Raw genomic sequence first — 24,454 nt, forward strand, 5'->3', positions numbered from 1 at the left:
GTGCTGCAGATAGGCCAGCCGGGGGACCAGGGTGATGCGATAGCGGGTCAGGCGTTTGCCGGATTCGCCCTGGGCGACGCTGTGGATCAGGCCGTGCACGCCCTGGTCCGGCCCGGCGTAACTGAGAAATGCCGGCTGATGTAATAACCCTTCGATATCCAGGTCCGGCCGTTCGCTGACCAGGTCCAGTTCGAAGCAATAAGGCTGGCTGATGGCTTCGGTGCCCTGGAAGGCCAGCACCTTGAAGTCATGTTCCAGGCGCGGAATGGCGAGGCTGAAGTGCGCGGTATTGGCCGGGGCGAACATCCTGTATTCCCTTGTCTGACGAACAAAGTCGCCGTTATATCAGACCGCAGCCGTCAAGGCCGCCCTTGGGAAACAGGGTTGTGAGTCAGTTGGCAAAATACTGGCAAGCTATCGGAAAATCTCTTCGCGCAGTCAAAAACCAGCGCTACGCAGCTATTGGGTGGCTACGGTAAACCAGGCTGGCCGGATATTCAGGCCAGCCTAACGCAGCAACCTCTCCACCGCCTTCGAGGAGGCCACCATGCCAAAGGTCGCGGTGACCATGGTCACGGAACCGAAGCCGCCGGAACAATCCAGCTTCACGCCCTCCCCGACAAAGGTCTTCTGCTGGCATACCGAGCCGTCCGGCTTGGGGTAGCGCAGTTGTTCGGTGGAATAGACGCAGGGCACGCCGAAGCTGCGCTTGCTGTCGGCCCGGGGGAAGTTGTGATCGCGCCGCAGCAGCGAGCGGGCCTTGGCTGCCAGTGGATCATTCACGGTTTTCGACAGGTCCGCGACCTTGATCATGGTCGGATCGATCTGGCCACCAGCGCCGCCGGTGGTAACGATGCCGATCTTGCGCCGCCGGCACCAGGCGATCAGCGCGACCTTGGACGCCACACTGTCGATGCAATCCACTACGCAATCGATGTCATCGGTAATGTATTCAGCAAGGGTATCCGGCGTCACAAAGCCCATGATCGGGCGCACCTCGCAGGCCGGGTTGATGGCCTGCAAACGCTCCGCCATCACCTCGACCTTCAACCGGCCGATATTGCCTTTCATGGCGGGCAGCTGGCGATTGGTGTTGGTGACGCAGATGTCATCCATATCGATCAACGTGATGCGGCCCAGCCCGGTACGCGCCAGCGCTTCGGCGGCCCAACTGCCGACACCACCGATGCCGACCACCGCCACATGGCTGGCCTGCAGGCGAGCCAACGCCTCGGTACCATACAGCCGCGCTATACCGCCGAAACGGGGATCATCAATCGCCATGTACACCTCGCACAAATGAGACCGCGCAGTATAACGCATGGCCATAGTGGATATCCGCAGCTGGTCAATAAATCACCAGTTCCCGCAAGACCATCGTGAATGCGGCCTCGCTCCTTCTATCACAGGGTTATCCACAGATTCATCCACGCTAATTGTGCACAAGCTGGATGATCCTCCCGCGCCGCTGTGGGACAATCATCCGCTTGCCCGAGAGACCCAGCCATGTCAACCAGACCAAACCAGCGTCGCCCGCAGAAAACCGGCCTGCATCCGCGTAATCGCCACCAGGGCCATTACGATCTGGATGCGCTGGTCCGTACCTGCCCGGCGCTGAAGCCCCATATCATCAGGGCTGCGGATGGTTCATCCACGGTGGACTTCGCCGATACCCGAGCAGTGACGGTATTGAACAGCGCCTTGCTGCTGCATCAGTACGGCGTTCGCGACTGGACTATTCCCGATGGCTATCTCTGCCCGCCCGTGCCCGGCCGCGCCGACTATATTCACGCCCTGGCGGACTTGCTGGGTGAAAGTCATGACGGCAACATACCCACAGGCGAGCGACTCATGGGCCTGGACATCGGTACCGGCGCCAATCTGATCTATCCACTGCTCGGCCGGGTGGAATACCGCTGGCGCTTCGTCGGCGCTGATATCGATCCCCAGGCACTCGATAATGCGGCGCATATTCTGGCAGCCAATCCAGGGCTGGCGGCGGGTATCCAGTTGCGCCGCCAGACCGTGCCATCCCGGATATTCACCGGGCTGGTCGGCGCCGATGAGCAGTTTGACTTTACCCTGTGCAATCCGCCCTTCCATGGCAGTCAGGCCGAGGCCAGTGCCAGTAGCCAACGCAAATGGCGCAACCTCGGCAAGGACCGCTCCGGCAGGCAGCCGGCACTGAATTTCGGCGGCCAGGCCAACGAGTTGATGTGCGACGGTGGCGAGGCCGGGTTCCTGGCTCGCATGATCGATGAAAGTGCCGCCCTGGCCGGTCAGGTGTTCTGGTTCACCAGCCTGGTTTCCAAGGCTGCCAACCTGCCGGCGCTGCAGCAGCAGCTCGCCGCTTTACCTACCACGAACGTTCGCGTCATCCCCATGGCGCAAGGGCAAAAACACAGCCGATTGCTCGCCTGGACCTTCCTCGATAAGAAACAGCGACGCGCCTGGCGCAAAGCCCGCTGGGCTGAATCCACCGTCATCTGAGCTTTCCACCGCAGCCAAGCCGCACGTTTTTGTTGAACAGCCCCCACCCCCGGCGGTCAGAATCTCTGTACACACTGTGATTGCAACAGCCTCACACTGGTCGATTACAGCGCATTGGCAGCGCAATGCTCATGGCCCGGACCGGTCCAGCCAGTAAGAAAGCACAGTTCGTTTTCCGCAACCATTGTTGACGCAATGCATTCAATCTGGAGTCGGAACCATGTCAAATCACGCTCTGTTACACGTCCCCAAACATCTGATTGCCATCGCGACCATCGGCGCTGCAGCAGCGCTGGTTGGTTGTGCCAGCACCCCACCGCCAACCAGCCAGCTTGCCACCGCGCAGCAGGCGCTCAATGCCGCCGATACCGCGGAAAGCGCCCGCTACGCCCCGGTGGAGTTGCGCAAGGCACGGGAAAAGATGCTCCAGGCCGAACAGGCCAATGTGGCCGAAGAGTATGAGCGCGCTCGCTATCTTGCCGAACAAGCCGAATGGGATGCCCGCGTTGCTGAACGCAAGGCCCGCGCGGAAAAGGCGTTGAAGGTCGTGGGAGAAGCCGAACGGGGCACCCAGGAACTGCGCGAAGAAACCCTGCGCGGCCTGCAGTGATTGCGGCCACCCTATCCAATTGCAAGGAGAAGATCCCATGCGTACTCAACTGACCATCCCTGCCTGCCTGGCTATGGGGCTGCTGTTGACGGCCTGTGCTTCCAATGAACTCAACCCCAATCTGGAACAGGCAAGACTGGACGTGACCGAGCTGCAGAATCATCCACAGTCACGGCAGCTCGCCGCCGTCGAAACCGAAGATGCGCGCGACGCACTCGGCCGCGCCGAGCTCGCCCAGAAGGAAGGTGCCGAGCCCCACGAAATCGACCACCTGGCCTACCTGACCGAGCGGCGGGTCGAGCTGGCACGCCAGACCATAGCGTTGCGTTCAGCCGAACAAGAACTCGAAGGAGTATCCGAGAAACGGGCCCGCACCCGCCTGGAGGCGCGCGATGCGCAGATCCGCAAGTTGCAGGAAGAGCTGAACGCCAAACAGACCGACCGTGGTTCGGTGGTGACCTTCAGCAACGTCTTGTTCGATCTGGACAAGTCCGAGTTGAAACCGGCAGCCAACTCCAGTGTGCGCAAGCTCGCGCAATTCCTGCAGGAAAACGAGCAACGCAAGGTGCTGATCGAAGGCTTCACTGACAGCACCGGCCCCGATGCCTACAACCTGACATTGTCCCAGGCCAGAGCAGACTCGGTACGCCGCGCACTGGTGCAGGAGGGCGTCGATGCCAGCCGTATCCAGACCGTGGGGCTGGGTGAGGCTCACCCGGTATCGGACAACAACACGCCGGCTTCCCGGGCGATGAACCGCCGGGTTGAAGTCACCATTTCCCATGACGCGCAACAAGTGCCCGCGCGTTGACATCCATCGGGGGCCGCGTTCGGTAATTGACCGACGCGAGCTGCCCTGCTCTTCAATCAGAGGACTCCTACCATGCTTCACCTGACCACACCCAAGAATGTAGAAGGCGCAGAGCGCGCCGCCTCGATCATCGGTGGCCTCGCGCTGCTGGGCAATGGCTTGCGCACCGGCGGCCTGAGTGGCGTGCTGCAGATGGCCCTGGGCGGTATGGCCATTTTCCGTGGCGCCACTGGCCACTGCGAACTCAAGCGCATACTGGACGAGAACAAGCACGATTCGGCCAATATCCAGCGCTACAGTCACATGCCCCTGGATTCGGAAACCCACAGCCCGGACTTCCGCAGCCAGACCGCCCTGCCGGACAGCACACCGATGGGCCACGAAACCCATCCGGCCAAGCCGTAGCCCGGGTCCGCGACTGACACGAGAGCGTGGTGCTACTCAACTCTGCTATCATGACGGCCGATTTCAGACCCGGCCAGCGACCATGACCACCACGCTCTCCCCTACCCTTGCCCTCGCCTGCGAGCTGATTGCCCGCGATTCCACCACCCCGGACGATGCCGGTTGCCAGCAACTGATGGGCGATCGTCTGGCCGCCTGTGGTTTCACCCTGGAGTCCCTGCGTTTCGGTGAGGTAGACAATCTCTGGGCACGCCGCGGCAGCCAATCGCCAGTGCTCTGCTTCGCCGGCCATACCGATGTGGTACCCAGCGGCCCGCTGGAGCAATGGGATAATCCGCCCTTCGAGCCAATCATCCGCGATGGCATGCTGTATGGGCGTGGCGCAGCGGATATGAAAGGCAGCCTGGCGGCGATGGTGGTGGCTGTGGAACGCTTTGTCGCCGCCCACCCCGACCACCGCGGCTCGATTGCCTTCCTGATCACCAGCGATGAAGAAGGCCCAGCGACCGAGGGCACCGTCAAGGTGGTACAGACTCTGGTCGACCGGGACGAAAAGGTGGACTGGTGCATCGTCGGCGAGCCTTCCAGCACTGAGCAGGTGGGTGACGTGGTCAAGAATGGCCGCCGTGGCTCGTTGAACGCCCGCCTGTTGATCAAGGGCAAACAGGGCCATGTCGCCTATCCACATCTGGCACGCAACCCCATCCACCTGGCCGCACCGGCTTTGGCAGAGCTCGCAGCCGAGACCTGGGATCAGGGCAACGCCTTCTTTCCGCCTACCAGTTTCCAGATTTCCAATATCCACTCCGGCACGGGTGCCACCAATGTGGTACCGGGCGAGCTGGAAGCGCTGATCAACTTCCGCTTCTCCACCGAGTCCACGGTAGCCGGGCTGCAGCAACGGGTCGTCGACATTCTCGACCGCCACGGCCTGGACCACGAGCTGGAATGGACCCTGTCCGGCCAGCCCTTTCTTACCGAACCCGGCGAATTGCTGGATGGTGTGGCTGCGGCAATCCGCCAGATCACCGGCCGTGAAACCCAGCCATCCACCTCTGGCGGAACGTCCGATGGGCGCTTCATTGCCACCATGGGTACCCAGGTGGTCGAACTCGGGCCGGTGAATGCGACCATTCACCAGTTGAACGAACATATCAACGCGGCTGATCTGGAAACGCTTACCGATATCTACCAGGCCACCCTGCAAGAGCTGCTCAGCTGATGCTGCAACTCATCTGCCCCCACTGCCACGAGGCGCTGCAGGTTACGGATCGCACCTGGGCCTGCGGTAATGGTCACAGTTACGACCAGGCCCGCCAGGGTTATCTCAATCTGTTGCTGGTGCAGCACAAGAACAGCCGTCAACCCGGTGACACCCCGGCCATGCTCGGTTGCCGCCAAGCCTTCCTCGACGGCGGTCATTACCAGCCGGTCAGCGACGAGATCAACCGGCTGTTCAGTGAGCAGGCACCTGCCGCCGTGCTGGATATGGGTTGCGGCGAAGGTTATTACACCGATCGTCTGGCCCGCGCCCTGCCGCAGGCCGGCTGCGCCGGGCTGGATATCAGCAAGGACGCGGTGATCAAGGCCTGTCGACGCAATCGCGACATCCAGTGGCTGGTGGGCTCCAGCGCCCGTCTGCCGGTGGCCGACGCCAGCCTGGATGCCGCGCTGTGTGTATTCAGCCCCTGGTCCTGGGATGAATGCCTGCGGGTGCTACGGCCCGGCGGCCACCTCCTGTTGGTCGGCCCCCATGCCGATCATCTGCTGGCCCTGCGTGAAAAGCTGTACGACAGCATTCACCCCACCCCGGAGCTGATCAAGGTCTTGCCCGAGGGGCTGGAGATCGTCAATGACCAGGTCCTGCGCTATGCTCTGGATCTGGACCCCACCGCTCTGGATAACCTGATCGGCATGACGCCCCACGGCTTTCGCAGCCGCCCTGATCGCCAGCAGGCATTGCGCGACAGTGGCGTTGCCGGATTGGAAGTCGCCATGCGCATGGTCATGTTGCAACGTCACTGAGAGGAATTTGCGTGCGCCAACCGGATATCGAGATCTATCTGAAGGAAGAGTTTCTGGAGGAGCTGGGCACCTGGCTGGAGCAGCAGGTCGGCCGCCTCGACCTGGGCCCCTGGTCCGGCACCACTCGCCGTGGCACCCTGCATGGCGACGCTGCGATTCCACTGATGATAGTGCGCAAGGCGGCCGGCAAATGGGCGAGCATCTGGTTCGAGAGCGATCGCACTCCCTGGGCCACCGACCTCGAGTGCGCCCGCGCCATAGCTCACGGGCTCAACCGGGAAGTACGTTGCTCCATCGGCGGCTGGGAAGAGCAACATGGCGAAGCGGATGCCGACCGCTGGTACAAGGTAACCGTCGCTGGTGAAGAGGAATTCACCTGGGCGCTCAAGCCCTGAGCGCAGCGTCTGCCCAGATCAATTGCAGAGGAGCCCGCCCATGAGCGAACCCATGACCCTGGCCTGCCCACATTGCCATCGCCGCAACCGTCTGCCTGCCGAACGGCTTGATCAGGCGCCCCGCTGCGGAGCCTGCAAGGAAGCGCTGTTCAGCGGCGCCCCGGTAGATCTGGGTGGCGCCAATTTCAATGCCCATGCCAATGCCGATCTGCCCCTGGTAGTGGACTTCTGGGCCAGTTGGTGTGGGCCCTGCCAGCAATTCGCACCGGTGTTCGCCCAGGCCGCAGGCAATATCGAACCCCGCGCCCGCCTGGCCAAGGTCGACACCGAAGCTGCCCAGGAGCTGGCGGCACGCTTCGCTATTCGCAGCATCCCGACATTGCTGATCATGCACCGTGGCAAGGAAGTGGCCCGCCTCAATGGCGCGCTGCCGCCGTCGGATTTTCAGCGCTGGCTGGATGGCAATCTGCCAAGCGCCTGATTACGCGGAATCAGCGAGTGAGAGCCTGGGCTGAGCCCACCAGTAATTCCAGGTCATGGCCTTCGGGCACGCCACAGGGATGGGCATTGAAGCTGCGCGCCAGCCCAGCCAGCGCCGGGGAAAAATAGACTGTGACCTGACACTGCAGGCCATCGAGACGGTGACGGCTGAAAACAGCTGCACCCGGTGGAGCTTCGGCCGGATGCAGCTGCCGGAAGGCGTCTTCGATATCGCTCAGCGGGACAGTAGCCAACAGGCCGTCGCCCAGCGCCAGACAATACCAGGACGATCTCGCCTCGGCGACGTTCAAAGGGCGGCTACATCCTCTGCCTGCAAGCCCTTCTGCCCCTGAGTGACATCGAACTCCACCTTCTGGCCTTCGACCAGAGTGCGGTGCCCTTCGCCGCGAATGGCACGGAAGTGCACAAACACATCCGGCCCCGAGTCACGCTGAATGAAGCCAAAACCCTTGGCATCGTTGAACCACTTAACCGTACCGGTTTGCCGATCAGACATTCCCACAATCTCCACATCACCAATGACCCACCACCCGGGAAGTCCGGAGTGGCGATAACGACACTCCGTTCAACCTTGATTCGGTAGCTGGTGCGAACCTGACGCGGCGTCGCTCCCATGAAGGGACTCGCCGTACAACCGGACGCGCCCCAGTTTGGAATACTGTTTATAGAGGCCGTGACTCGATTCTAGCCAAACATGACCGACCTGCAAGGGAGATTGTGCTACGGGGAACGTACGATATCGGCCTGCCGCTTGTTGAGGTTCTCCACCTGACCGATACCGATCTGATAGGCCCAGCGCGAATCGGCATTAACCTGCAATGGGTCTTCCTCAGCCTCGGCTGCAGTGTAGTTGTCGATCACCAGCCAGTAGCGCCCCTCGATGTCATGCAGCGAAGCCATCAGCTCGGCGCCGGCCCAGGTGGTTACCTGCATCCGCAGCATGGGCTCGGCCAAGGCGATATCTTCACGCAGCGCCACGTTTTGCGCCGTCAGGTTGATCAGCGCCAATACCATACTGTTGATCCAGCGCTCGTTGCCGCTCTGCTGATCAGCTTCCAGGCCGACCATGCGCAGGTTGTAATCCCCCTCAGCGCGCTTGTCGAGCTCCAGGGTTTCGCCGTCGGCATGAGTCCAGCGGGCCGTCGCGACCTGCTGCATGGGAATATCGACGACCTTCAGCGCCAGCCAATCGAGCGGGCTGACCGAGATGCTCAGCGGCCGGTTGAGCAGCAGCACCTGATCATTGTCAATGAAACGCACCAGTTGCCCGTTGCCCACCCGGTCGCCATAGATCACTCCGAAATCCAGCTCCGGGGTGTGCAGGTCGACCTGCAGCGCTTCGCTGTCCGCAGCCACCTCCAGCCCCAGACGCGCGTGATGCTCGGGATTGCTGGTCTTTTCCTCGACTACCCGGGCGCCGCGCAGAGCGTGCAGCAACGCCGCCAGGCGTTCTTGCTGGACCGGGAAGCCGGCGTGGCTGACGACACCCCAGGTGTCATCATGCCGTGCCAGCTCGACCCGCCCTTCGCCCCGCGTCAGGCTGATACGCTCCAGCGCGGGCAACTGCTTCTCCTGCATCGGCGACAGCAGATCGCGGCTGGACAGGTCGGCGACCCGGTCCTGACCGCGCATATTCAGCGCCAGCGCCACCAGTATCGCTGTGAGTACCACCGTGAAGATCAAAGGTTTGTTACGCATGACTATCCTCCTCAGACCGCGCGACGGCGCGCGCGGCCAACCAGCCACCACAGCAGCACACCAAGAGTCAGCAGAGCCGGTACCAAGGCGACATTGATCATCTTGAGCTGATTGCCCAGGCGTTCGATATCTGCGTTCAACTCATAGCGCACGTCGCGCAGCTGCTTGCGGATCGCCAGCTTCTCATCGAGAAAACCCTGGATCGCCTGCTCCTGCTCAGCACTCAGCTCGGTCAACTGCGATGGGTCTTGACCCTGCTGCAGCTCACGCAGGCGCTGCTCGGTCTGTTCCAGCTGCTGTTGCAGGCGCTGCTCGCTGGCGCGGTAGCGGCGCTCGGCCTTGCGCTGCAGATCCTCCACCACGGTGAACGGCCGGCTGAAATCGCCCCGCGAGCGCACGCTGATCAGCGCCTCGGAACCGGACAGGTTATCCAGCGCGTTGATCAGCAGGCCGCCATTGTCAGCCCAGGGCTGAGGAACACGCTGGCCGAAGAAGTCCTGCACCTGCACCCACATGCGGTCGGTGAGCAGGTCGGTGTCGGCAATCAGCAGCACGTTGATGTTGTCCGCTTCGGTCAGTTCCACGTCACGACCTTCCAGGCCATCCGGAAAGGCCGTGCTGGCCGGGCCCTGCAACCGAGCCGCGAAATGATAGACCTGATCATCCGCCTGGAAGCCGTTAAGCAGCACTTCCGGGTCCTGCATGCGGCTGAAGCGGCTGCTGGGTACCAGCGCACTGTTGGCACTGCTCGACAGCAGCGGCAGGAACTGCGTGCTCGCCCCTTCCAGCGGCTGCAGCGCGCCGGCGGTAGCAATAGTCAGCAGTTGCAACGGCGCGGTGACGGTGTCGTCGCGGCTCATGAACTGCGGCTCAACCTCCAGCCAACCAATATGCCGCGCCGGCAATTGTCCCTGACCGCGACTGACCGACATGCCCAGGCGGGCATCGAGCACCACCTGTTCCGGGTTGTAACCCACGCCCCAGGCCTTCAGCAGCGGGCCAAGATCAGATGATTTACCGTCGGCCATGCCATCCATCATGGCTTCCATGCTCTGGTCCGCTTCGGCCAGCGGATCGATGAAGGCCAGCAGTTTGCCGCCGCGCAGCACGAACTGATCGACGGCCAACAATGCCGCCTCGCTCAGGGTCTTGGGATGCACCAGCAACAGGACCTCGATCTCCTCCGGCACGGTATCGATGTCGGCCTCCAGCTCCTGCAAGCTGAACATCTGCTGCATCTGCTCGAAAGCGACCCAGGGCGCGCCGGGCTGGCCGCTCATCGGATTCATGCCGCCGGCCATGGGCAAACCGGAAATCAGCCCGATCTGCGGCTTTTCCGGTTGCGCCAGGCTGTTGATCAGCCGGCTCAGTTCATATTCCAACAGTCCTTCCTGCTCCAGGGCGAAGAACGGGATGATTTCCCGCTGGGCCAGTTCGTTGGTGCCGGCCAGACCAAAGTACAGCTGATCGCCACTCTGGGTCAGCGGCACGGCCTGCAGGCCAAATTCGGCGGCACGGTCCTCGGCCTCGGAGAAGGGCTGCGGATCGATGATCTGCAGTTTCAGTTTACCGCCAGCCACACGCTCGTATTCGCGGAGCATTTCCTCGACCCGGCGGGCATAGTTGCGCAGCACCACCATGTCCTTGCTGGCACGGTCGGAGAAGAAGAAGTACAGCGTGATCGGCTCATCCAGCTCTTCCAGAATCTCCCGCGTACCATCGGAGATGGTGAATAGTTTCTGTTCGGTCAGATCGAGTCGGGCCCCGGGCAGCAATACCCCAGTAGCCATGTTGAAGGCGATGAAGGCCAGCAGCAGTACCAGCAGCCCGGTACCTGAATACATCAGTCGTTTCATTGTTGTTCTCCCTTGCCTCAATCGGCCTTTTTCAGGTCGATGACGATCGCGGTGGCCAGCAGCCAGGCCGCCATCAGCGATATGAAATACAGCAGGTCACGCAGATCCAGCACGCCCTTGCTGATGGCATCGAAGCGAATCAGGAAACTGAGTGAGGCAATGGCGTCCAGCAGCCACTGGGGAGCCCAGCCGCTGAACAAGTCCAGCACCAGCGGAAAGCCGCTGACGATAAACACGAAACAGGCCACCACGCTGAGAATGAAGGCGATCACCTGGTTCTTGGTCAATGCCGACATGCACGATCCGATGGCCAGGTAGCCGCCAGCCAGCAGCCAGCTGCCCAGGTAGCCGGTGAAGATGGCGCCGTTATCCGGCGAGCCCAGGTAGTTGACCGTGATGATGATCGGAAATGTCAGTACCAGGGCGATACCGACGAACACCCAGGCGGCCAGGAACTTGCCCAGCACCATGTCGGTACGCGATACCGGCAAGGTCATCAGCAATTCGATGGTGCCGGACTTGCGCTCCTCGGCCCACAGCCGCATGGCCACCGCCGGCACCAGAAACAGGTACAACCAGGGATGGAAATTGAAGAAGGGGATCAGATCCGCCTGGCCGCCTTCGTAGAAGCCACCCAGATAGAAGGTGAAGACCGCCGACAGCACCAGAAAGATGACGATGAAGATATAGGCCAGCGGGGTGGCGAAATAGCTACCCAGCTCACGCTTGAAAATCACACCAAGACTACTCATGCGGCCTCCTCCGCGGTCAGGCGGCGGAAGACATCGTCCAGACGTCCCCGCTCCACCGACAGTTCCTTGACCTGCCACTGTTGCTGACGCGCATATTCGCCCACCGCCGGAAAAATCACCGCATCCGGCTCGGCAATCACTGTCAGCTGGTGCCCACCATGTTCGACTTCGACCTCTTTCACCCCCGGCAGCGCCAGCAATGGCTGGCTGTCCACTGGCTGCTGCAACAGCACGGTCACCGCCTGATGGTACTTCGAGCGGGCTTCCAGCTCGTCGGGCGTCCCGTCGGCCAGCAACCGGCCACGGGCAATCACCACCGCGCGGCTGCATACGGCACTGACTTCTTCGAGGATGTGCGTGGAGATCACCACGATCTTGTTGCTGTCGCTGGCCAGCTGCTGGATCAGTTGCCGCACCTGGTGTTTCTGGTTGGGGTCGAGCCCGTCGGTGGGCTCATCGAGAATCAGCACCTTTGGGTCATGCAGAATCGCCTGGGCCAGACCGACCCGGCGCTTGAAACCCTTGGACAGGGTATCGATGCTCTGCCCGAGTACCCCCTGCAATTCCACCTGCTCGACCGCGCGCGCGACATGGCGCTGCTTGTCAGCGCCGCGCAATCCGCGGACCTCGGCAATGAATTCGAGAAAGCCTTTCACCCGCATGTCGCCATAACAGGGTGCGCCTTCGGGCAGATAGCCCATCTGCTGCTGGGCCTGAAGAATCTGGGTACGGATATCGAACCCGCAGATGGAGGCACTGCCACCGTCCGGCGTGAGAAAGCCGGTGAGCATCTTCATGGTGGTGGACTTGCCGGCACCGTTCGGGCCGAGAAAGCCCAGGACTTCCCCCGGTTTTACCTCAAAGGACAGATTGTCCACGGCGACGTGGTCGCCAAAGCGTTTGGTCAGGCTGTTTATCTTTATCATGGCCTCTTCCATTTCCCCCCGGAATACTGGCGCGTCGCAATCAGGCGCGTGCCGCAAAGCGCAAGGATACATTGATTACCAGCGCACGGGAAAAGGACATTTCAGGCCTGCACTGGTTCCGCAGATACCGGTCCATCACCAGAGCCAATAGGTGTTCCTGTGGCGAGCAAATTATCCTGCCGTTTACTGATATGGGCATATCCCTGCGGCGTTTCAAGACCCGGCTATACAGCGGCGAATGTAACAAAGTATTGAAAAACGGTAGAATCGCCGCTCGTTGCCTGTCATTTCAGAGATTGCCCATGCCATCAGCCCAACCCTCCCTGTTCAGCCGCCTGCGTTTCGGCCTGATGCGCCGCCTGTTGTACCTGTGGGCCCGCTCGGAGAGCATCGGCAATCCGCTGGCGAAGATCGCTCCGGCCAGTGGCGAGCCGATTCTCTATGTGCTGCCCGGGCGATCCTATTCCGATCTGCTGGTATTGGATCAGGAATGCCGACGGGCCGGCCTGCCGCGGCCGGTCATGCCGCCGAGCGGTGCGCTGGAGGAAGAGTCCGCCTACTTCCATCTCACCAGCGAACTGGCCTGGAGCGGGCGCCCCGACCCGCGCAAGCGTTCGCCGCGGTTGCTGCGCGCCCTCACCGCGGTGGAATTGCGGGTCACTCCCGAGGTGAAGATAGTCCCGGTCAGCGTATTCTGGGGCCTGTCGCCGGATGCTGAATCATCGCCGTTGAAGCTGCTGTTCGCACATAACTGGGGGGTGGGCGGCAAACTGCGCAAATTACTGGCGATCCTGGTACATGGCCGCAAGATCCGCGTCAGCTTCGGCGAGCCGCTGTCGCTGCGGGAACTGGCCGATGAAAACCTTGGCCACAACCGCAACCTGCGCAAGGTCAGCCGCCTGTTGCGCGTGCACTTCAAGCACCAGCGCGGCGCTGTGGTCGGCCCCGACCTGTCCCACCGTCGCACGCTACTGAAAGGACTGATGCACGGGCCACTGGTACGCGCGGCCATCGCCCGCGAGGCGGTCGAGCAGAACATCAGCGAAGAGCGCGCCCGCCAGCGTGCCGCCCGCTATGCCGACGAGATCGCCTCGGACTTCACCTACAGCATCATCCGCTTTCTGGAAATCGTCCTGTCCTGGTTCTGGAACAAGCTGTATGACGGCATCAAGGTCAACAATCTGGAAAACGTGCAGGACATCGCCCGCGGCAATGAAATCATCTATGTGCCCTGTCATCGCAGCCATATCGACTATCTGCTGCTGTCCTACCTGCTGGTCCGCAGCAGTCTGACCCCGCCGCACATCGCTGCCGGCATCAATCTCAACATGCCGGTGATCGGCAGCATTCTGCGCCGTGGCGGTGCCTTCTTCATGCGTCGCAGCTTTCGCGGCAACCAGCTGTACACCGCGGTATTCAATGAGTACCTGCATACCCTGTTCAGCCGTGGGTTCCCGGTCGAGTACTTCATCGAGGGCGGGCGCTCGCGCACCGGCCGCCTGCTCGACCCCAAGACCGGCATGCTGGCGATCACCTTGCGCAGCTACCTGCGTTCATCCCGCCGGCCCATCGTGTTCATGCCGGTGTACATCGGTTACGAGCGAGTGCTGGAAGGTCGTACCTACCTGGGCGAGCTGCGCGGCAAGGAAAAGAAGAAGGAGTCCTTCTTCGATCTGTTCCGGGTACTGTCCGCTCTCAAGCTGCGCTTCGGCGAAGTGGCACTCAACTTCGGCAGCCCAGTGGCGCTGAATGATTTTCTCGATCAGCGCCAGCCCGATTGGCGTGATCAGCACAACGCCCCCGAATACAAACCAGACTGGCTACCGGATGTGACCAACCAGTTGGCACGGACCCTCGGCGGGGCGATCAACGCGGCGGCGGATGCCAACCCGGTCAACCTGGTGGCGCTGGCCATGCTCTCGACCCGGCGTCTGGCATTGGATGAGGCGACGCTGTCCCGCACTCTGGACACCTTCACCGGCCTGCTGGGTGATGTGCCCTACAGCGCCAATGTCACCTTGCCGACGCTCGCTGGCGCCGAGCAGATCAGCCATGTGGAAGCCATGGGCATGATAGGTCGCCAGTCCGATGCGCTGGGTGAGATCCTGTTTCTCGACGAACCCCAAGCGGTGCTGATGACCTGGTATCGCAATAACATTCTGCACCTGGTGGCGTTACCAGCGCTGATCGCCTGCCTGTTCCTCAACAACGCACGCATGAGTCGTGAGCAGATCGAGCGGCTGGTCAGCGCGCTCTATCCCTATCTGCAAGGCGAGCTGTTTCTGCACTGGCGTGAAGAGGAGTTGCCGGAGATCATCAGCCGCTACGTGGACGGCCTGGTCGGGCGTGGCCTGCTGCGCGAGGAGAACGAGCAGATCCACCGTCCGGATACCGCCTCCGGCGAGTTCGTGCTGCTCACCCTGCTGGCTCGCAGCATCATCCAGATGCTGGAACGCTTCTACATGGCTGCGGCGCTGCTGCTGAACAACCCCAACGGCAGCCTCACCGCCGAGCAGCTGGAGGGGCTGTGCACCGTCATGGCCCAGCGCCTGTCGATCCTGCATGGACTCAACGCCCCGGAGTTCTTCGACAAGACCCTGTTCCGCCAATTCATCCAACGGTTGCAGACCTTCGAGGTACTGAGCACCGACAACGAAGGTCGGTTGCATTACCAACCGGAGCTGGAAGATATCGCCGAGAGCACCGCCAAACGCGTCCTCAGTGCCGAAATCCGCCTGTCCATCCGCCAAGTGGCCCGCAGCGCAGGGTAGCCCCCCGTGTGCGCTGCCCCATACCGTCATCTACAGAAACCGCTTACTCCAGTTTCTTCTTGCCGTAGATATCATAGCGGCTCGATTGGCCGCTCAATTGGGCACTGGGGGGCGGGCCATCGATGGCCGGTGCCTTGCGCGGGCGTTTGACGGCGACGCGGTGGCTGGCCAGTTGCAGCGCAGCGGCCAGTAGTGCCGGGGCATCGAGGTCGTCGCCAGCCAGCGGGCGGAACAGGCGCATCTCCTTTTTCACCAATGCCGACTTGTCCCGGTGCGGAAACATCGGGTCCAAGTGAATGACCTGGGGCACTGCTGCTGACCAGTTAGCCATGGCCTCGATGGCGTCAGCCTGCAGCAATTGCATGCGCGCGGCGATCTCAGCCACCTCACCTCCCGCCTGACGGGCACGCTGCAGGCCGTCCTCGAGCAGCGCGGCAATGATCGGCTGGCGTTCAATCAGCGTCACTTCACACCCCAACGCGGCCAGCACAAAGGCATCACGCCCCAGGCCAGCGGTGGCATCCAGCACTGTCGGCCGCACCGCGCCACGCAGCCCCACCGCCTTGGCGACCATCTGCCCTGCCCCGCCACCAAATAGCCGACGATGGGCCAGAGCGCCCTCGACAAAGTCCACCCGCACCGCGCCCGGGGCATCGGCAGCGGTGGCCAGCAAGCTGAGGCCATCGCTGCCGACCTGCAAGAGCAATTCTGCCTGGCTGCTGCCGGCTGGCAGCACCGGCAATTGCAGGTGCATCGCCAATGCCTGCGCTGGCTGCTCCAGTTCCGGCGACAGCCAGCAAACCGCCACGCGGCAAGGTGAGTCAGTCATGGATAGAGTCCGAATTCCTGAACGGCAAAATGGCCGGGTAGTTTACCGCAACCCCGGCGGCGGATCAGAACAGTCCGCCCTGCTGCGGCGATTCCAGCAATTGCTGCTCGCCCGGCCAGGCGGGCATGGGCGGCAGCTCAGGCAGCTGTTCCTGCAAGCGCGCATGAAATAGCCGTGCCAGCTCGGGCGCCAGGCAATTATCCGGGGTGTGCATGAATAGGATCGGGCTGCGGCCTTCATTCAGCCATTGCGCGCACTTGGCAAGCCAGGGCTCCAGCCAGCGCAGACTCTGTTGATTATCCATGCCGCCGATGAAACGCACCGTCGGCGTCTGGGCCAGGGCAACGGCGTGAACCGGTAGCCGTGGTTTGCGGCGCTGGGCATCCAGGGTTGCTGCATCCGTGGCGGTGCTGGCGAACAGGCCGCGACTATCGAACATGACCCGCTCGATGCCCCGTTCATGCAGCAGGCGGTTGAGCTGCCGCTCGTTGTCATCCTTGCGAAAGAAATCCGGATGGCGAACCTCGACGGCGTAGCGATAGTGCGTCGGCAGCGCATCGAGAAAGCGGATCAGTTGTTCCAGCTGCTGCGGCCCGACACGCGCCGGCAGTTGCAGCCAGATCGGCCCCAGCCGCTGCTCCAGAGGCGCCATACGCTGGAAGAACTGCAGCAGATCGATATTCCGTGGGTCCAGTTGATCACCATGACTGACCTCCCGGGGTAACTTGGCACAGAAATGGAAATCCGCCGGCAGCAGCTCAGCCCAACGCGCCACAACCTCGGGCGCGGGCATGGCATAGAAGGTGGTATTGCCCTCGACAGCGGAAAACACCCGGGAATACTCGTATAGCCGCTGGTCGGCATCGGCGCCGCTGGAATACAGCGCACCTCGCCAGGCCGGTTCGGCCCATAACGGGCAACCAAGAATCAAGCGGGGAGCGATATCAGACATGAATACGGACTTCAGACAAACAGATCGACACCAAAGAAGCCATCGGCTTCGGCATCCGGCAGGCTGGCCATGGCCTGATAACTGGCCAGTGCCTGATTGGCATGGCCATGCACCGGCTGCGTCGCGCCCTGGCGGGCGGGAATATACTCACCTGTGGCGCCGGGCTGCTGCACCACTGGCGCACGGACCTTGACCGGCGGTGGCGCAGTCGCCGGCTGAGCACTGGGCACCATGTTGTCCGCCGCAGGCGCAGCAGGACGCGACGGCTTTACCGGCAGCGCAGAAGCTGGATTGTAACCGTCCAGACGCATGATGGATGATCAACTCCACAGGTAATACAGAAGACCAAGGTTAATCCTGGTTATCCCAAAAGGCAAAATCACCCGACCTTCGGTGTGGCAACCTTGTCCCGCAGATAAACCGGCTGGGCATCCGCGGCGTCCAGTACCTGTCCGGCGCGCCAGGCGGGCAACGCCAGGCTGATCAGGTCAGTGGCATCGGGCAACATCTGCGGCCAGCTGCGCTGCACCGGCACCGCCAGGCGCTCGGCATACTGCCAGCCGGTGCCGGCACCCACCGGGGTGGTCAACTCGGGCGCCAGATCAACCTGTTCCGGCGCGCATACCCGCTCAGCACCGGCCAGCGTCATGACCCCATCGACCAGGTGATAGCAGCCCCAGTAGACCTCATCCATGCGCGCATCGATAGCGGCACAGACCTGCTCGGCACCCTGTTCGCGCCAGGCCCGCTGGGCCAGCGCTGCCAGGTTGGAAATGCCGATCACCGGTTTGCCAATGGCAAAGGCCAGCCCCTGCACCATGCCGGTGGCGATACGTACGCCGGTGAAGGCACCGGGGCCGCGGCCGAACACCAGCGCATCGACCTGCGCCAGCGCAATACCCGCCTCGGCCAACAGCTCGTCGATCATCGGCAGCAATAACTGAGCATGCATGCGCGGCGCCACCTCGACACGATGGAACAGGCGCCCTTCATGCAACAAGGCGGCGGAACAGGCTTCGGTGGCGGTATCCAGGGCAAGCAGAGTGGCAGTCATCGGATCTTCACGGTGGGAGCAAAAAGGCGATTGTAACAAACGACAAGGCCCGTGCGGCAAAAGCCAACACGGGCCTGGTATGCAGTGCGAGGCAATCAGCTCAGGGCAGCAAGAACCCGGCTGGTGATTTCCTCGACTGTGCCGACGCCTTCCACGCGGGAGCACTTGGGCGTGCCCTTGGCTTCGGACAGACCGCGGTAGAACTGGACCAGCGGCTGGGTCTGGGTGTGATACACCTGCAGACGCTTGCGCACGGTCTCTTCCTGGTCGTCTTCACGCTGGATCAGCGCTTCACCGGTGACGTCATCCTTGCCGGTTTCGCGCGGCGGATTGTGCTCGAGGTGGTAGACGCGGCCGGAGCCGGGATGCACGCGGCGACCGGAGATGCGGCCAACGATTTCCTCGTCGTCCACGGCGATTTCCAATACGTGGTCGATGTCGATACCCGCCTCGACCAGGGCTTCAGCCTGGGGAATGGTGCGTGGGAAACCATCGAACAGGAAACCATTGGCACAATCGCCATGGGTGATGCGCTCGTTGATCAGGCCGATGATCAGGTCATCCGATACCAGCCCACCACTGTCCATGACTTCCTTGACCTGCAGGCCCAACTCGGTGCCCGCCTTGACTGCCGCACGCAGCATGTCGCCGGTGGAAATCTGCGGAATACCGAACCGCTGACAAATGAACTGGGCCTGTGTGCCCTTGCCCGCGCCTGGGGCACCCAAAAGGATGACGCGCATGTTGAACTCCTCAATCTGACTGAAACCGGGGCCGCCCACGATTGCAATCGGAGGCTGGCATGCTCCACCGAGTGGTGGAAACAGAGAATGCGATACCGTTTCGCAAAACGAAAAGGGGGTTCAACATACACGCAGAGCTGGTTATGCACAAGCCGGTTGCGCTTTGTCAATGGCGCGCCGCCATTCTCTGTAGCGCTGGCCCGGCCTGACGCAAGCTCAGGTTTCGATGGCCGCCGCGACATCATGTCGCGGCGGGATAAGCGCAGATCTGTACCTTATAATCCCTCATCCTTGGCATCGTCCCAGAGTGCATCCAGCCGCTCCAGTGGGGTATCGGCAAAGCGCTCGCCAGCGGCGGTGAGCTGCTGTTCGATGTAGCGCAGACGCCGCTCGAACTTCTCGTTGCCGCCACGCAAGGCGGTTTCCGCATCGACCTTCAAGTGCCGAGCCAGATTGACCATGGCGAACAACAGATCGCCCAGCTCCTCTTCGACGGCGTCGTGTTCGCGCCGGCCGATGGCCTCCCGCACCTCATCCAGTTCCTCGGCAATCTTGTCGATCACTGGAGTCACCTGAGGCCAGTCGAAACCCGCAGCTGCGGCGCGCTTCTGCAGTTTCTGCGCCCGAGTCAGCGCCGGCAAGGCACGCGGCACGTCCTCCAGCAACGATAGATGCTCCGGCGCGCCGCTCTTCTCGGCCCGCTCCTCGGCCTTGATCTGCTCCCAGCGTTCCTTGATCTGTTGCTCTTCCAGACGCAACGTGCCCGGCGGGGTGCGCAGATTGCCATCCGGGAACACATGGGGATGGCGTCGCACCAACTTGCGGGTAATGCCGTCCACCACGTCATTCCAGTCGAAATGCCCGGCTTCGCGGCCCAGTTGCGCGTAGTACACGACCTGAAACAGCAGATCGCCGACTTCCCCGGCCAGTTGGCCGAAATCTTCCTCGGCAATGGCATCAGCCACTTCATAGGCCTCTTCCAGGGTATGCGGCGCGATACTGGCGAAGGATTGCTTGAGGTCCCAGGGGCAGCCGTGCTGGGGGTCACGCAGGCGCTCCATCAGATACAGCAGATCATCCAGTTGATAACTCATGCACGCCGCTCCTGGCGGTTACGCCGCACTTCGAAGACGTTCGGCAACTGGCCAATCCGCGCCAGCAGGCGACCCAGCAGGTGCAGGTTGGGAATCTCGATGGTCAACAGCATGCTGGCGTAATTGTCATCCTTGTTGGTGTGCGTGCTGACTTCCAACACGTTGAGCTTCTCGTTGGCCAGCAGTTGGGACACATCACGCAGCAGGCCGGAGCGATCATAGGCCTTGATGAAGATTTCCACCGGGTAGGTCTGCACCGGCTCGCCGCCCCAGCTGACTTCGATCAGCCGCTCGGATTCACGGTCCTGCAATTGCATGGCGGTGGCGCAGTCGGCGCGGTGCACGGTCACACCGCGGCCAACGGTGATATAGCCGATGATGGGGTCACCCGGCACCGGCTGGCAGCAGCCGGCCAACTGCGTCAGGAGATTGCCCACGCCCTGGATATGCACGTCGCCGCGCCGCCCAGGCTTGCTCGGGCGGCGCGGGATGAGATCCAACTGCTCACTGTGGCGGTCCGGCTCGACCAGTTGGTGGGCAACGTTGACCACATGGGCCATGCGGATGTCACCCGAGCCGACCGCGGCGAACAGATCTTCCTGGCTGCGGATGCCCAGGCGCTCGATCAGCTTGGCATAGTCGGCGCCGTTGAGCGCCATGCGGGTCAGCTCGCGCTCCAGCATGATCTTGCCGGCCTGCACGTTCTGCTCGCGATCCTGCTGCTTGAACCAGTGCTGGATCTTGGCCCGCGCCCGTGAGGTGTGCACATAACCCAGGTTGGCGTTCAACCAGTCACGACTCGGCCCGCCGGTTTTGCCGGTGATGATCTCGACCTGCTCACCGGTCTGCAGCACATAGGTCAAAGGCACGATGCGGCCGTTGACCTTGGCACCCCGGCAGTGGTGGCCGACTTCGGTATGCACGCGGTAGGCAAAGTCCAACGGCGTCGCGCCCTTGGGCACATCCAGTACGTGGCCATCCGGGGTGAACAGATAGATGCGATCCGGCTCGAAGTCGACGCGCAACTGCTCGGCCAGACCACCGATATCGCCCATTTCCTCGTGCCATTCCAGCACCTGCCGCAGCCAGGCGATCTTGTCTTCGTAGGCTGTGGAGTTGCTGTCCACATCGGTGCCCTTGTAACGCCAGTGCGCACAGACGCCCAGCTCCGCCTCCTCATGCATGGCATGGGTACGGATCTGTACTTCCAGCGCCTTGCCGCCGGGGCCGATTACAGCGGTATGCAGCGAACGGTAGCCGTTCTCCTTGGGGTTGGCGATATAGTCGTCGAACTCATTGGGAATATGGCGCCACAGACTGTGCACTATGCCCAGCGCGGTATAGCAGTCACGCACCTGCGGGACCAGCACCCGCACCGCCCGCACGTCATAGACCTGGCTGAAATCAATGCCCTTCTTCTGCATCTTCCGCCAGATCGAATAGATATGCTTGACCCGCCCGGAGATATCACCCTCGATGCCCGCGTCTTCCAGCTCGCTACGCAGCTGGGCCATGACCGATTCGATGTATTCCTGGCGATCCAGCCGCCGCTCGTCCAGCAGTTGGGCTATCTGCTTGTATTTGTGCGGCTCCAGGTAGCGGAAGGACAGATCCTCCAGCTCCCATTTGATGTGACCGATGCCCAGGCGATGGGCCAGCGGCGCATAGATGTCGAACACCTCCCGCGCCACCCGGTAGCGCTTCGCGTCGTCGGCATCCTTGACCGCGCGGATGGCGCAGGTACGTTCGGCCAGCTTGATCAGGGCGACGCGTACGTCGTCGATCATGGTGACCAACATCTTGCGCAGGTTTTCCACCTGGGATTGGGTATTGAAGGTATTGGCCTTGGGCGGGTTCTGCGACACGCTGATCGCCGCCATGCGCTGCACGCCGTCGACCAATGCCGCGACGTTGGGGCCGAGGCAACGCTCGACTTCCGCCAGCTCGGTCTTGCGCTCGCGCACCGCTCGATAGATGACCGCCGCTACCAGCGAATCCTGGTCCAGCTTGAGGTCGGCCAGGATCTCGGCCATTTCCAGGCCGGTACGATAACTGCTGGCACCGTTGGCCCAACGGTGCTCGGTACGGGCGGCCGCCTCCTCCAGCTCACCGGCCCATTCACAGGCCTGCCTGAGTATCTGGGGCTCGGGCAGCGGCACACGCTCCTGGATCCGCTCGATCCAGGCATCGAGATTGACAGTCCCATCCTGATTGATCGGATGATCTGCTCTGACTTGTACCATTACGTTCAGTCCTTGCCTGACACAAACAGTGCCATGGCTTCCACATGGGCAGTCTGGGGGAACATATCCATCACCCCCGCCTGCGCCAGTCGGTAACCTGCTTCCGCCAGAATGCCCGCGTCGCGCGCCAGCGTGGCCGGGTTGCAGGAAACATAGAGTATGCGCTGCAATTTCCTTTGTGCCAGCACGGCAACGAGTTCGGCAGCCCCATCCCTCGGCGGATCCAGCAGGGCTGCCTGATAATCATCTTTCCACGTGAGTGCATCCGGCTTCGACAAGTCCGCCTGGAAAAAGTGCACCTCGGTCAGGCCATTGAGTTGCGCGTTGCTGCCGGCGCGCTCGACCATCTCCGCACTGCCTTCCACGCCGGTCACCAGCGCACCCGCGCGCGCCATGGGCAAAGCGAAGTTGCCCACACCGCAGAACAGATCCAGCACCCGCTCGCCAGGCTGCAAGGCCAGCCAGTCCAGCGCCTGGTTGACCATCTGTTGATTCACCTCGGCATTGACCTGGGTGAAGTCACCCGCCGCGAAGCGAAACACCAATTGCTGATCGGCCAGCCGGTAGGCCGGCTCCGGCGCATCTGGCTGCAGTGCCTGCGCTGGGCCCGCGGCCTCCGGTTGCAGGCGACAGACCAGGCCGTGGGCTGTTGCCAACCCATGCAGCCGGTCGATATCGGCCGCCGACAGTGGCTGCATATGGCGCACCACCATGCTCGGATGCTCGCCAGCGATCAGCTCGATGTGACCGAGCCCGGCACGGGCGTCGAGCTGCTGCAGCAACGCCGGCAGTTCGCGGAGCACGCCGTCCAGCACGGGCACCAATACCGGGCACTCCGTCAGCTCCACCAATTCGCTGCTGGCGCGCTGACGATACCCCACCACCAACCGCTGCGCCTGTCGATCCCAGCGCATGGACAGGCGGGTCCGCTGGCGATAGCCGTAGTCTGCGGCCGTCAAGGCCGGCATCCAGCGCTCCGGTTGCAGGCCGGCAAAGTGTTGCAATTGCTGGGCCAGTGCCTGCTGTTTTATGTCCAGCTGAGTTTGACGGGGCATGTGCTGCAGACTGCAACCGCCACACAGGGCAATGTGCGGACAAGCGGGCTCTTGCCGCTCCGGGCTGGCCTCAAGCACCTTGATGACTCGGGTCTCGATCAACTTGCTGCGCGCCCGCACTACCCGCGTGTCGACCTTTTCGCCGGGCAGTCCGCCCTCGGCGAAGACTGTGCGTCCCTGCCAACGGCCGATACCGCGACCGTCGTGGGTCAGACGCTCCAGCGTGAGTTCGATTCGCTGTCCTACGGCGGCAGGCGCATCGGGCGCCCGCCGCGGTTTGCCCCGGGATCTGTTCATGAGCGGTCGTCGAATACCCCGGTGGACAGATAGCGATCACCGCGATCGCAGATGATCACCACAATGATCGCATCACGCACCTCGGCATTGAGCCGCAGCGCCGCAGCGACGGCACCGCCGGAAGACACCCCGCAGAAGATGCCTTCTTCCCGCGCCAGCCGGCGCATGGTCTCTTCGGCCTCCTGCTGGCTCATGTCCACCACCTGATCCACCCGCTGGGCGTCGAAGATGCTCGGCAGATAGGCTTGCGGCCAGCGACGGATACCGGGTATCGCCGCGCCTTCGGTGGGCTGCAGACCAATAATCTGGATCGCCGGGTTCTGCTCCTTGAGATAGCGAGACACGCCCATGATGGTCCCGGTGGTACCCATGGAACTGACGAAGTGGGTGATGCGACCGTCGGTGTCCCGCCAGATTTCCGGGCCAGTACTACGATAATGCGCTTCGGGGTTGTCCAGGTTGCCAAACTGATCCAGCAGCTTGCCCTTGCCTTCGCGCTGCATGGTCTCGGCCAGGTCACGGGCGCCTTCCATGCCCTGTTCCTTGCTGACCAGGATCAGCTCGGCGCCATAAGCCGACATTGCCCACTTGCGTTCGTCGCTGGAATTTTCCGGCATGATCAGGATCATCCGGTAGCCCATGACCGCCGCCGCCATCGCCAGGGCGATGCCGGTATTGCCGGAGGTCGCCTCGATCAGCGTATCGCCGGGCTGGATGTCACCGCGCTGCTCAGCCAGCTGAATCATTGACAGGGCGGGACGGTCCTTGACCGAACCGGCAGGATTGTTGCCTTCCAGTTTCAGCAGAATGGTATTGCCGGTCTCGCCCGCCATGCGCTGCAGCCGAACCAGGGGCGTATTGCCTATGCAGTCGGCAATGGTTGGAAACTCGCTATTCATCATTCATCCTTCAGGTAGAGCGAAACTAGAGCGAAATCCGGATGCGCT

Annotated in this window: 26 protein-coding genes; 9 read left to right on the forward strand and 17 right to left on the reverse strand. The window is 62.3% G+C overall.

The genetic code is table 11. From position 1 onward, the window contains the following. Positions 1 to 306: contractile injection system protein, VgrG/Pvc8 family (locus tag DHB74_RS12245; RefSeq protein ID WP_499161598.1), on the reverse strand; the 306-nt coding region annotated here is incomplete at its 3' end. 201 nt (positions 307 to 507) lie between these two features. Beyond that, the gene (gene tcdA, locus DHB74_RS12250) at positions 508 to 1,284 is read right to left on the reverse strand and encodes a tRNA cyclic N6-threonylcarbamoyladenosine(37) synthase TcdA (RefSeq protein ID WP_499161599.1); all 777 of its coding nucleotides are present in this window, start codon (positions 1,282 to 1,284) and stop codon (positions 508 to 510) included. 222 nt (positions 1,285 to 1,506) lie between these two features. Between tcdA and rlmF the strand changes: the two genes are divergently transcribed. The 8 genes from rlmF (at position 1,507) to trxC (ending at position 7,217) form a co-directional block, all read left to right on the forward strand. After that, on the forward strand, positions 1,507 to 2,490 hold the full coding sequence (rlmF, locus tag DHB74_RS12255; protein WP_499161600.1) for a 23S rRNA (adenine(1618)-N(6))-methyltransferase RlmF: 984 nt from the start codon (positions 1,507 to 1,509) through the stop codon (positions 2,488 to 2,490). 220 nt (positions 2,491 to 2,710) lie between these two features. Beyond that, positions 2,711 to 3,100, forward strand: coding sequence for a DUF4398 domain-containing protein (locus DHB74_RS12260; RefSeq protein WP_051611082.1), 390 nt, complete (start codon positions 2,711 to 2,713; stop codon positions 3,098 to 3,100). Positions 3,101 to 3,137: 37 nt separating this feature from the next. Then, entirely contained in the window at positions 3,138 to 3,911 is a 774-nt protein-coding gene (locus tag DHB74_RS12265) for an OmpA family protein (protein ID WP_036990911.1), read from the forward strand. A gap of 72 nt (positions 3,912 to 3,983) precedes the next feature. After that, the gene (locus DHB74_RS12270) at positions 3,984 to 4,316 is read left to right on the forward strand and encodes a YgaP-like transmembrane domain (protein WP_136869135.1); all 333 of its coding nucleotides are present in this window, start codon (positions 3,984 to 3,986) and stop codon (positions 4,314 to 4,316) included. An 82-nt stretch (positions 4,317 to 4,398) separates the two neighbouring features. Further along, positions 4,399 to 5,538 carry a succinyl-diaminopimelate desuccinylase gene (dapE, locus tag DHB74_RS12275; protein WP_499161601.1) on the forward strand — a complete coding sequence of 380 codons (1,140 nt, stop codon included), beginning with the start codon at positions 4,399 to 4,401 and terminating at the stop codon, positions 5,536 to 5,538. Further along, the gene (locus tag DHB74_RS12280; protein ID WP_499161602.1) at positions 5,538 to 6,341 is read left to right on the forward strand and encodes a putative RNA methyltransferase; all 804 of its coding nucleotides are present in this window, start codon (positions 5,538 to 5,540) and stop codon (positions 6,339 to 6,341) included. Before dapE ends, DHB74_RS12280 begins: the two co-directional genes overlap by 1 nt. Before the next feature lie 11 nt (positions 6,342 to 6,352). Continuing rightward, positions 6,353 to 6,736, forward strand: coding sequence for a hypothetical protein (locus DHB74_RS12285; RefSeq protein WP_036990914.1), 384 nt, complete (start codon positions 6,353 to 6,355; stop codon positions 6,734 to 6,736). Positions 6,737 to 6,776: 40 nt separating this feature from the next. Next, positions 6,777 to 7,217: a thioredoxin TrxC gene (gene trxC, locus DHB74_RS12290; RefSeq protein ID WP_177173407.1), complete on the forward strand. Its 441-nt coding sequence runs from the start codon at positions 6,777 to 6,779 to the stop codon at positions 7,215 to 7,217. 10 nt (positions 7,218 to 7,227) lie between these two features. Here trxC and DHB74_RS12295 read toward each other — a convergent pair whose 3' ends face one another. The 6 genes from DHB74_RS12295 to DHB74_RS12320 form a co-directional block, all read right to left on the reverse strand. Continuing rightward, positions 7,228 to 7,527, reverse strand: a complete 300-nt coding sequence (locus DHB74_RS12295) for a hypothetical protein (protein WP_036990916.1) — start codon at positions 7,525 to 7,527, stop codon at positions 7,228 to 7,230. Then, positions 7,524 to 7,733, reverse strand: a complete 210-nt coding sequence (locus tag DHB74_RS12300) for a cold-shock protein (RefSeq protein WP_036990917.1) — start codon at positions 7,731 to 7,733, stop codon at positions 7,524 to 7,526. Before DHB74_RS12300 ends, DHB74_RS12295 begins: the two co-directional genes overlap by 4 nt. A 224-nt stretch (positions 7,734 to 7,957) precedes the next feature. Then, complete coding sequence (locus DHB74_RS12305) at positions 7,958 to 8,935, reverse strand: DUF4340 domain-containing protein (RefSeq protein ID WP_036990919.1); 978 nt, start codon at positions 8,933 to 8,935, stop codon at positions 7,958 to 7,960. Between the two features lie 11 nt (positions 8,936 to 8,946). Then, positions 8,947 to 10,791: a GldG family protein gene (locus DHB74_RS12310; protein ID WP_280165284.1), complete on the reverse strand. Its 1,845-nt coding sequence runs from the start codon at positions 10,789 to 10,791 to the stop codon at positions 8,947 to 8,949. Positions 10,792 to 10,808: 17 nt separating this feature from the next. Beyond that, positions 10,809 to 11,543, reverse strand: coding sequence for an ABC transporter permease subunit (locus DHB74_RS12315; RefSeq protein ID WP_036990926.1), 735 nt, complete (start codon positions 11,541 to 11,543; stop codon positions 10,809 to 10,811). Then, positions 11,540 to 12,469, reverse strand: coding sequence for an ABC transporter ATP-binding protein (locus DHB74_RS12320; RefSeq protein ID WP_036990929.1), 930 nt, complete (start codon positions 12,467 to 12,469; stop codon positions 11,540 to 11,542). Before DHB74_RS12320 ends, DHB74_RS12315 begins: the two co-directional genes overlap by 4 nt. Before the next feature lie 302 nt (positions 12,470 to 12,771). On the opposite strand from DHB74_RS12320, the gene plsB reads away from it, so the two are divergent. Then, the gene (gene plsB, locus DHB74_RS12325) at positions 12,772 to 15,240 is read left to right on the forward strand and encodes a glycerol-3-phosphate 1-O-acyltransferase PlsB (protein ID WP_036990931.1); all 2,469 of its coding nucleotides are present in this window, start codon (positions 12,772 to 12,774) and stop codon (positions 15,238 to 15,240) included. 43 nt (positions 15,241 to 15,283) lie between these two features. Here plsB and DHB74_RS12330 read toward each other — a convergent pair whose 3' ends face one another. From DHB74_RS12330 to cysM, 9 genes are all read right to left on the reverse strand, one after another. Continuing rightward, complete coding sequence (locus tag DHB74_RS12330) at positions 15,284 to 16,069, reverse strand: class I SAM-dependent methyltransferase (RefSeq protein ID WP_499161603.1); 786 nt, start codon at positions 16,067 to 16,069, stop codon at positions 15,284 to 15,286. A gap of 64 nt (positions 16,070 to 16,133) precedes the next feature. Next, entirely contained in the window at positions 16,134 to 17,021 is an 888-nt protein-coding gene (locus DHB74_RS12335; RefSeq protein WP_499161604.1) for a DUF72 domain-containing protein, read from the reverse strand. An 11-nt stretch (positions 17,022 to 17,032) separates the two neighbouring features. After that, positions 17,033 to 17,332 (reverse strand): hypothetical protein, encoded by a 300-nt coding sequence (locus DHB74_RS12340; protein WP_036990935.1) that lies wholly within the window; start codon positions 17,330 to 17,332, stop codon positions 17,033 to 17,035. 68 nt (positions 17,333 to 17,400) lie between these two features. Next, the gene (tsaB, locus tag DHB74_RS12345) at positions 17,401 to 18,075 is read right to left on the reverse strand and encodes a tRNA (adenosine(37)-N6)-threonylcarbamoyltransferase complex dimerization subunit type 1 TsaB (protein ID WP_036990937.1); all 675 of its coding nucleotides are present in this window, start codon (positions 18,073 to 18,075) and stop codon (positions 17,401 to 17,403) included. Between the two features lie 95 nt (positions 18,076 to 18,170). Then, positions 18,171 to 18,818: an adenylate kinase gene (adk, locus tag DHB74_RS12350; protein WP_036991240.1), complete on the reverse strand. Its 648-nt coding sequence runs from the start codon at positions 18,816 to 18,818 to the stop codon at positions 18,171 to 18,173. 275 nt (positions 18,819 to 19,093) lie between these two features. Beyond that, positions 19,094 to 19,912 carry a nucleoside triphosphate pyrophosphohydrolase gene (gene mazG, locus DHB74_RS12355; RefSeq protein WP_074780950.1) on the reverse strand — a complete coding sequence of 273 codons (819 nt, stop codon included), beginning with the start codon at positions 19,910 to 19,912 and terminating at the stop codon, positions 19,094 to 19,096. Then, positions 19,909 to 22,155: a GTP diphosphokinase gene (relA, locus tag DHB74_RS12360; protein ID WP_136869120.1), complete on the reverse strand. Its 2,247-nt coding sequence runs from the start codon at positions 22,153 to 22,155 to the stop codon at positions 19,909 to 19,911. Before relA ends, mazG begins: the two co-directional genes overlap by 4 nt. 5 nt (positions 22,156 to 22,160) lie before the next feature. After that, positions 22,161 to 23,507: a 23S rRNA (uracil(1939)-C(5))-methyltransferase RlmD gene (rlmD, locus tag DHB74_RS12365; RefSeq protein ID WP_280165280.1), complete on the reverse strand. Its 1,347-nt coding sequence runs from the start codon at positions 23,505 to 23,507 to the stop codon at positions 22,161 to 22,163. Then, positions 23,504 to 24,406, reverse strand: a complete 903-nt coding sequence (gene cysM / locus DHB74_RS12370; protein WP_036991242.1) for a cysteine synthase CysM — start codon at positions 24,404 to 24,406, stop codon at positions 23,504 to 23,506. Before cysM ends, rlmD begins: the two co-directional genes overlap by 4 nt. Positions 24,407 to 24,454: the final 48 nt, after the last annotated feature.

The organism is Pseudomonas sp. G11-1 (genome assembly GCF_024031555.1).
Lineage (GTDB): Bacteria > Pseudomonadota > Gammaproteobacteria > Pseudomonadales > Pseudomonadaceae > Halopseudomonas > Halopseudomonas bauzanensis.